6 protein-coding genes and 1 tRNA gene are annotated in these 8,347 nt (G+C 45.1%); 1 reads left to right on the top strand and 6 read right to left on the bottom strand.

Annotation, left to right across the window (positions count from 1 at the left end; all coding sequences use genetic code 11):
* The first annotated feature begins 117 nt into the window (after positions 1-117).
* Positions 118-208: transfer RNA gene (locus tag AC4MRV_RS20975), tRNA-Ser, on the top strand.
* A gap of 196 nt (positions 209-404) precedes the next feature.
* Here the strand turns inward: AC4MRV_RS20975 and AC4MRV_RS20970 are convergent.
* The 6 genes from AC4MRV_RS20970 to glnA all read right to left on the bottom strand — a co-directional run.
* Entirely contained in the window at positions 405-1,214 is an 810-nt protein-coding gene (locus tag AC4MRV_RS20970; protein WP_491189236.1) for a substrate-binding periplasmic protein, read from the bottom strand.
* 107 nt (positions 1,215-1,321) lie between these two features.
* Complete coding sequence (gepA, locus tag AC4MRV_RS20965; protein ID WP_491189235.1) at positions 1,322-3,868, bottom strand: phosphodiesterase GepA; 2,547 nt, start codon at positions 3,866-3,868, stop codon at positions 1,322-1,324.
* A 157-nt stretch (positions 3,869-4,025) separates the two neighbouring features.
* Complete coding sequence (glnG, locus tag AC4MRV_RS20960) at positions 4,026-5,429, bottom strand: nitrogen regulation protein NR(I) (protein WP_491189234.1); 1,404 nt, start codon at positions 5,427-5,429, stop codon at positions 4,026-4,028.
* Positions 5,430-5,467: 38 nt separating this feature from the next.
* Positions 5,468-6,514 carry a nitrogen regulation protein NR(II) gene (gene glnL, locus AC4MRV_RS20955; protein ID WP_491189233.1) on the bottom strand — a complete coding sequence of 349 codons (1,047 nt, stop codon included), beginning with the start codon at positions 6,512-6,514 and terminating at the stop codon, positions 5,468-5,470.
* A gap of 108 nt (positions 6,515-6,622) precedes the next feature.
* A complete protein-coding gene (locus AC4MRV_RS20950) occupies positions 6,623-7,183 on the bottom strand; it encodes a DUF4124 domain-containing protein (RefSeq protein ID WP_491189232.1) in 561 nt (186 codons plus the stop codon).
* A gap of 136 nt (positions 7,184-7,319) precedes the next feature.
* The coding region (glnA, locus tag AC4MRV_RS20945; RefSeq protein ID WP_491189231.1) for a type I glutamate--ammonia ligase at positions 7,320-8,347 on the bottom strand (1,028 nt) is incomplete at its 5' end.

The following is an 8,347-nucleotide window of genomic DNA, read 5'->3' as shown; positions in this document are numbered from 1 at the left end:
CGATGGTAGTGTGGGGCTTCCCCATGTGAGAGTAGGACATCGCCAGGCTTTAAATATCGTTACCCGTAATACGTGTAACAACATCATCAGTGTACTAATCTGACGATGACAATTTGTGGAGAGATGGCTGAGTGGTTGAAAGCACCGGTCTTGAAAACCGGCATACGTTAATAGCGTATCTAGGGTTCAAATCCCTATCTCTCCGCCACTATACAGAAAGCCTGCAAAGTAATTTGCAGGCTTTCGTCGTTTCTGACGTTTAATAAAGAAGGCGGGATTTTCATCAAATCCCTAGTCGGTCGCGACCCCGGCTCTCCGCCACATTGAAAAGCCTCGCTAGAAATAGCGAGGCTTTTTTCATTTTATATCGCTAATCTTCTCAGCAATTCTATCTATTTACGTAGTCAGTAGTACTGTGAGTAGATCAAGTCGGTTTCTCCGCTATCCTTCATTTCCTTTAATACTTTTTGTATCTGAAAAGCTTTGGAGCCTGGTCTGAGCGACACTGGAAAGTTGCTTGGCCCCAAGTCTTGATTGGCATCATAACCAGGGTTGGGTGTTTCTTGATAATGATGTGAGCGGCGTGAAAAACCGAGATAAAGAGGCTCGACACCGCCACAGCAGTTTGGATGGACCTTGATGTCAGTGCTTTCACTTACTTTTAGGTAGTAGAGTAACGAAGCCCGGTTATAGATATAAAAGTCTCCCCGCTTCTTCCTTAACAGACTTACTGCTTTATCGATGGTCATTTCAGGCACCGCGTAGATACGAATATTTTCAAGGTCTCGTACAAAGTTGGGTGAACCGAGAGATTGTAAAATTGTTGAACCTTCGAGATCTTTTAAGCTATTGATATCAGAAAAATCTAATCGCGATATACCAACCTCTCCTCCAGGAAATCCAGTCTCAATATAGTAGGTATAAACAGCTCGATATTCGTTAAAGTTAAAGCCAGGGTAGAAGTCTATTTCACCATCTTCGAGCAGTTTGAGAATGCGCTTTTTAGGGCCACGAACAATTTCTAGCTGACAACCTAAGTGTGCAGCCATGGTTTGGTAGAAGTGTTGATATAGACCGCTATTATCTGGGTGGGCAGAGATTAAAGGTGGCCTCTCATTGGTGCGATAGCCCATTTTTAGAGTGCAGGCAGAAACGCTACAAGAGCTAAACAACGATGCGATTAACAACCCAATCAACCAGTAGCCAGAAGACATTCTCTACTCCTTCAAAGATAACAGTGAGGGAACAGTTAGAGTCTAGTTCAAGAAGAAAGGTGGTGTATGAAAAGAGACAAATACTTAGTGGTTTATAGGTATTGAGCCTAGTGAGATGGTGCTATCACTAGGTTTATTGGCCATTCATCAAATGGTACCGGGCGACTGTACAAGAAACCTTGGGCTTGAGGGCAGTTGAGCCTTGCTAACATCTGGGCCTGCTCAACGGTTTCTACGCCTTCTGCCACTATATCTACCTTCATGCCACGAGTCATATTAATAACAGCGGCGACAATAGAGGTATCTAAGTCATTGGGTGTGAGCTTGTTGACGAAGGTCCGGTCTATCTTTAGGCAATCAAAGGGCAGTTTATGCAGATAGGCAAGAGAGCTATATCCTGTACCAAAGTCATCGATAGCGATTTGGACGCCGAGTTGCCTAATTGCCTGCATGTTGCGTATTGTCACTGGATCATTATCGACAATACGAGACTCTGTTATCTCGAGCGTTAGGTTATCTGGGTGTAAACCTGAGTTTTCGAGCACGGATTGCAGAGTCGAAATAAAGTCTGGCTGTGATAGTTGGTTGACCGAAAGGTTCACATGTAGATGGAAGTTGCTACCCCATTTCCCGTCTTTCATTCCCTGAAAAGCGTCATTACATGCTTGAGTGAGAATCTGCTCGCCTATTGGACCGATTAAGCCACTTTCTTCCGCTATGGGAATGAAATCGAGGGGAGATATTAACCCTGATTGAGGTGAGATCCAGCGAGCTAGAGCTTCTGCACCAAGTACTTCACCAGTATGAATATCGACGATTGGTTGATAAAAAGGGACAAACTCATGGTTTTCAATCGCCTCTTTTATCTTTGATAGCATCAAGGTTCGCTTGCGAGAGATATCTGCCATTTCCGGGCTATAGTAGCTTATGCGCGTTGGCTCTTGTTTGGCGTTGCTTAATGCGATGCTGCCATTTCTAAGCCATAAGGTCATATTTTGGTTAGGGCCACTCTTAACGATACCAACAGAGATGTTAACGAGAATACTCTCATGCTCCATGATAAAAGGGGAAGCAAAAGTCTGAAGCACTCGGCTTGCGGTCAGTGTGTTTTGTTCATCACTTTGGCTATTAGGAATATAGATGGCGAACTCATCTCCTCCAATGCGTGATAAATAACAGTCGTCGGGGAAAATTGACTTGAGTCGCTCTGAAATAATGACGAGTAGTTGGTCTCCCTTGTAGTGACCAAGACTATCGTTGATATCTCTGAATTTGTTGATGCCTATCAGCATCAATGTTCCGCCTAGCTTATCTAACGTGTCACAGGTATCGATTAGCCCCTCTCTACTGTAGAGCTTTGTTAGTGAGTCATAGAGAAGCTGAGACCGAAGCGCCCTGAATGAAGCCTTGAGATTATTTGCCATTTCGTTGAATGCAAAAACCAACATACTTGTCTCATAGATACTGCCAGGTTTAGGCATATGACTGTCCCAGTCACCTTTAGCTAAGTGCTTTGCTGCATCTGCTGTAGACGTAATGGGTGCAACAACACGGTTGAAAGCGATGAGCCCGATGAATATGCCAATAAAGCTAGCAGCAATACCTATAATCCAGCTATTGCGCTGGCTTTCGGGTAGCGTACCAAGTAAATCCGATTCAGAAATGGCCACACCAATTTGCCAATTCAGCCCAAAGTCATCGGTATAAGGTGTTAAGTGGTTGAAGTAACGCTTACCATTTATGTTCGTAGTAAAGCGTTGAGTATCCTCTTTATTATAGAAACCTTGATCCTGAGCGTACTCCGAGCTGGATTTCACTATTGGGTTGGCACTTTCTGTCGCCAATAGCCTCTCTCCTTTCTTGCTGAAAGGGGTGCCCCAAGAGACGACACTTCCGCCTGTGGAATGCGCAACCAAGCGTTGTTGCTCATCAATGATGTAGATGATCGCATTCGTGTATTGCTGTTGGTTGTGTAAGAAAGTATTAAACGTATCGATCTTTACATCGGTAACCACGACGCCTTGGAAGAGGTCGTTTTGAAACACTGGGCTGAGTGCTGATAGGGTAATTTCTTGGCGTTCGTCAGCATTGGCGTAAATAGAAGACCACATTGGGCTGCGGCTTTTCGCAACGGGTGCATACCACGGCCTGATACGAGGATCGTAGCCGTCAATGATGGAACGGACATCTTCGCTGATCACTTGCCCACGATAGATGACAAGCTGTTTGTCCGTTCTATCGTCTTGAATCATGAGCGTGTAGCCTTTGTTTGCTTCTTTACGAAACCCAGCATATTCAGCATGCTCACCACCAAATCCAATAACATCGAGTTGAGGAATAGATTGGTATAAGTCTCTAAACGCGGAAAGGAAAAACGTCTCTATGTTGCTGGTATTTCCAGGGGTGTAAAGCTGGTTGAAGCCAATACTATGGCTCAAGGCTAGACTGGCTTCGAACGGTTTAGTTAAAAAATCGTTCAGTTCGAGTGTTACATTATCGGTTAATGCAGAAAGTTGCTTATCACTGATGTCAACCACCATCTCTTCATAGCTTTTCTTTTGAACAGCGATAATGACTCCAATCGTGAGGATAAATATCATCACGAAAGGAAGAACAACAGCTGTTCTAAGCGTAATCTGTGTGGTTATTGACATACTATTGATTCTGTAAATGCAATATACTGTATTTTATACTCTTAAAATTGAACGAGCGAGTATTTTTTGGCTAAAAATAGGACAATGCTGTTTAGCATACACAAAATAGTTAGCCATTTACTGTTATCATGAATTGCACTATTGAGAATATCGTTAGTTAGTAAAGCTCTTTCAGTTTACGAGTCAAAGTGTTGCGTCCCCACCCCAATACTTTTGCGGCATCTTGCTTATGACCATTGGTATGCTCTAGTGCTACTTCCAAAAGTATACGCTCAAATTCAGGAAGTGCGTAAGAAAGTAACTCTGTATCTCCCTGTGAAAGGGATTGCTTCGCCCACGTCGCCAACTGCTGCTGCCATGTCTCGCTACTCGAAAAATCACTGTTTGACCTTTCTTCTAGAAGCTCCGCTGGTAGGTCATTGGGTAATACTTCACTCCCACTCGCCATCACCGTGAGCCAACGACAGATGTTTTCCAGTTGGCGAACATTACCTGGCCACTCAAGACTATTTAAGCGCTCAACTGTCGCTGGGTGCAAGGTCTTAACGTCAACACCAAGTTCTTCCGCTGCTAATGCTAGAAAGTGTAGTGTTAACTTTTCGATGTCTTGACGGCGTTCGCGTAATGCAGGGATTTGGATTCGAATGACGTTCAATCGATGGAACAAGTCTTCACGAAAGTCTCCGTCATGAACAAGTTTCTCTAAATTTTGGTGTGTGGCTGCCACAATTCGCACGTCAACTTTAATAGGAGAGTGCCCGCCGACACGATAGAACTGACCGTCGGCGAGTACACGTAGCAGTCGAGTCTGAATATCTAGCGGCATATCGCCGATCTCATCTAAAAAGAGAGTGCCTCCATTGGCTTGCTCAAATCGTCCTTGTCGTACCGTGTTAGCGCCAGTAAAAGCCCCTTTTTCGTGACCAAAAAGCTCAGATTCGATGAGATCTTTGGGAATGGCCGCCATATTCAGCGCAATAAATGGTTTAGCCGCTCTTGGACTATGTCTATGTAGTGCATGGGCGACCAGCTCCTTACCTGTGCCTGATTCACCATTGATTAAAACCGAAATTGAAGATCGAGATAAGCGACCAATTGCTCGGAAGACTTCCTGCATAGCAGGTGCCTCACCGATGATTTCTGGTGCGTTATATTCGCTGGTATCGGCATTGGCTTGTTCTCGGCGCTGCTCTTGGCTGTGGGTAATGGCGCGCTCGACTAAGGTTAGGGTTTCATCGACGTCAAATGGCTTAGGCAAGTATTCAAATGCCCCTTTTTGATAGGCGTTTACTGCGGCATCGAGATCTGAGTGAGCGGTCATGATAATGACAGGGAGGTCTGGTGAGCGTTCATGAACTTGTCTCAGAAGTTCAATACCATCAATGCCGGGCATGCGGATATCAGACACTAGAACGTCTGGACTTTCTCGCTCTAGTGCCAGCAAGACACTTTCTGCATCAGAAAAGGTGTCACACTTAATATTTGCTGACGAGAGGGTCTTCTCCATAACCCAGCGGATGGAGCTGTCATCGTCGACTACCCAAACGTATCCTTTACTCATATTTTTAATTCCTCACAGCAATGCAACTAACGTGTTATTTAAATAGGCAGGTAAATTGTAAATGTGGTTCTGCCTGGCCAGCTTTCGACATCGATCTTACCTTGGTGCTGATCGATAAGGTTTTGCGAAATGGATAACCCTAACCCCGTTCCGCCTTCTCTACCGCTGACCATTGGGTAAAAAAGAGTGTCTTGTAGGTCGGAAGGAATACCTGGCCCGTTATCAATGATCTCCACTCGCGCAGCTAATTTACATCGTTGGCCATGGATATTAGCCTGATGCACTGTTCTGGTGCGTATTGTGATACTGCCATTCTCTTGGTCTTTAAGAATCTGGCCAGCATTACTGACTATGTTGAGAAGAGCCTGCTCAATTTGGTCTGCATCCATCAAGAACTCAGGTAAGCTAGGGTCATAGTCACGCTCAATGACGATCGATTGGCCGATCTCAAGTTCTACTAATTGACGCACCTTCTCCAAGATCAAGTGTAAGTTTTCGTGTTGCTTTTTACCTGGCTTCTGTGGCCCTAACAAGCGATCGACTAAGTTTCTCAAACGGTCAGCTTGCTCAATGATGATCTGGGTGTATTCGGTTAATGATTGATCTGGCAGCATTCGCTCAAGTAGTTGTGCCGCGCCGCGCAGTCCACCTAGTGGGTTTTTGATTTCATGGGCTAATCCACGAACCAATAATTTCGCTGCTTGTTGCTGCGCATGTTGATTGAGCTCTTGAGACAAGCGACGTTGCTGGCCGATTTTTCGCATCTCAACCAATAGCATCAACTCTTTATTCCATGAGATTGGACTTACGGTGACTTCTAGCATTAAGGGCTTTCCATCTACCACGAACGTCACATCGCTATCGGTGATGCTCTGCCCACTTTGCAGCGGCTGAGACAATAAGGCTAGATCCATTGATGCGTGCTGAATCAGTTTGGACAGCGGTTGATCAACAATGCGTTTAGCACTTTGCGAGAAAAGTTGTTCCGCAGAAGGGTTCGCATACTTAACTTGCAGAGTTTCGTTCATCACCAATATCGCTGTGACTTGGTGATTTAAAATGATTGTATCGAGCTCACTACCCACAAAAACCTCTCATCCATGACCTTAAAATGTGCACTGCACTATTATGGTGCAATAGCTATTTCAAGTATGGCGCAAGATTTACGCTAGAAGAAGCAAAAAGTCGTTAAATCACTTGGCTTTTACCGGTGAGGCTACTTTTTTCTGGCTACTACGCAATAAATGCACCGTTATAGGACTAGATGATGCAATAAGCTTGCCGTCTCTATAGGCTTGAATGATAAAGGTATGGGTTCCACGATCGATGTTTCTTAGCTCCCAAAGTGGGCGGTTGGTAGGTGCGTGATAATTGGCGCCATCCATTTGGAGTTGGAGTTGTTCACCAATATTGAGTTTTCGGTTGAGTTCTGCTTGTATGGTGATCATTCCAGCATTGCTACGTAAGGCTTGGTCGTGTTCGGGCGACGTTATGGTAATTAAAAGTGGCGGCAGTGATTTGGGCTGATGATTATCTTCTCTTGATTTATTCTCTACTTTTGACTCTGTTTCAAAGGTAGGAGGTGGAGGCGGTTGCTGGTAGTCAGGCATTTGAATCGCTTTAACTTTCTTTCCTCCGGGTGTGTCGCTGAAATGAAGTACACCATTATTGTCAGTCCACGTATATACAGTCTGGGCGAGCGCGAGCGGTGACATTACAAGTAGTAAAGTGAGGATGAGTACGACCTTGTGCATCTTGTTCTCCTGACTGGTAAATATGGAAAGCTTGATACTAAAGGGAGGAGGAAAGGTGACAAATATGAAAAAGGCTCGCCTGCGAGGCGAGCCTTGAATTTTTGCAACAGTGTAATATGTTGCTTACTAAACCTGATTATACAGAGTAGTAAAGTTCGAACTCTAGTGGGTGAGTTGTCATGTTCACTTTCTCTACATCCTGAGACTTAAGGCCGATGTAAGAGTCGATGAAGTCGTCAGAGAATACACCACCAGCTGTTAGGAACTCACGGTCAGCGTCTAGACACTCTAGCGCTTCTTTTAGTGAGTAAGCCACTGTTGGGATTTCTGCTGCTTCTTCTGCAGGTAGGTCGTAAAGGTCTTTATCCATCGCTTCGCCTGGGTGGATCTTGTTCTTAATACCGTCAAGACCAGCCATTAGCATTGCTGCGAACGCTAGGTATGGGTTAGCCGCTGGGTCACCAAAACGAACCTCGATACGACGCGCTTTAGGGCTTGGTACCACTGGGATACGGATAGAAGCAGAACGGTTACGTGCAGAGTAAGCAAGCATAACTGGAGCTTCGAAGCCTGGTACAAGACGCTTGTACGAGTTAGTTGATGGGTTAGCAAATGCGTTGATAGCGCGAGCGTGCTTGATAACACCACCGATGTAGTAAAGTGCCATTTCAGATAGGCCGCCGTACTTGTCACCTGCGAATAGGTTAACACCGTCTTTCGCTAGAGATTGGTGAACGTGCATACCAGAACCGTTATCACCAACAAGTGGCTTAGGCATGAATGTCGCTGTCTTACCGAATGCGTGAGCAACGTTATGAACAACGTACTTGTAAACCTGAATTTCGTCCGCTTTCGCTGTTAGCGTGTTAAAACGAGTTGCGATTTCGTTCTGACCCGCAGTTGCTACTTCGTGGTGATGCGCTTCTACAACTTGGCCCATCTCCTCAAGGATTAGACACATTGCAGAGCGGATGTCTTGAGAAGAATCCACTGGTGCTACTGGGAAGTAACCACCTTTAACGCCAGGACGGTGGCCTTTGTTACCACCTTCGTAGTCAGAACCTGTGTTCCAAGCTGCTTCTACGTCATCGATCTTGAAGAAAGAACCTGACATGTCAGTTGCGAACTTAACGTCGTCAAATAGGAAGAACTCTGGCTCAGGAC

The sequence above is a fragment of the Vibrio sp. genome (genome assembly GCF_984391705.1).
The sequence above is the reverse complement of the archived record's forward strand: the minus strand, read 5'-3'. Positions and strand labels throughout refer to the sequence as shown.

What these genes read in the sequence shown, in the direction of transcription:
- glnG (WP_491189234.1), bottom strand. Translation starts at nt 5,429, where the DNA reads ATGAGTAAAGGATACGTTTGGGTAGTCGACGATGACAGCTCCATCCGC.
- AC4MRV_RS20950 (WP_491189232.1), bottom strand. Translation starts at nt 7,183, where the DNA reads ATGCACAAGGTCGTACTCATCCTCACTTTACTACTTGTAATGTCACCG.
- AC4MRV_RS20970 (WP_491189236.1), bottom strand. Translation starts at nt 1,214, where the DNA reads ATGTCTTCTGGCTACTGGTTGATTGGGTTGTTAATCGCATCGTTGTTT.
- gepA (WP_491189235.1), bottom strand. Translation starts at nt 3,868, where the DNA reads ATGTCAATAACCACACAGATTACGCTTAGAACAGCTGTTGTTCTTCCT.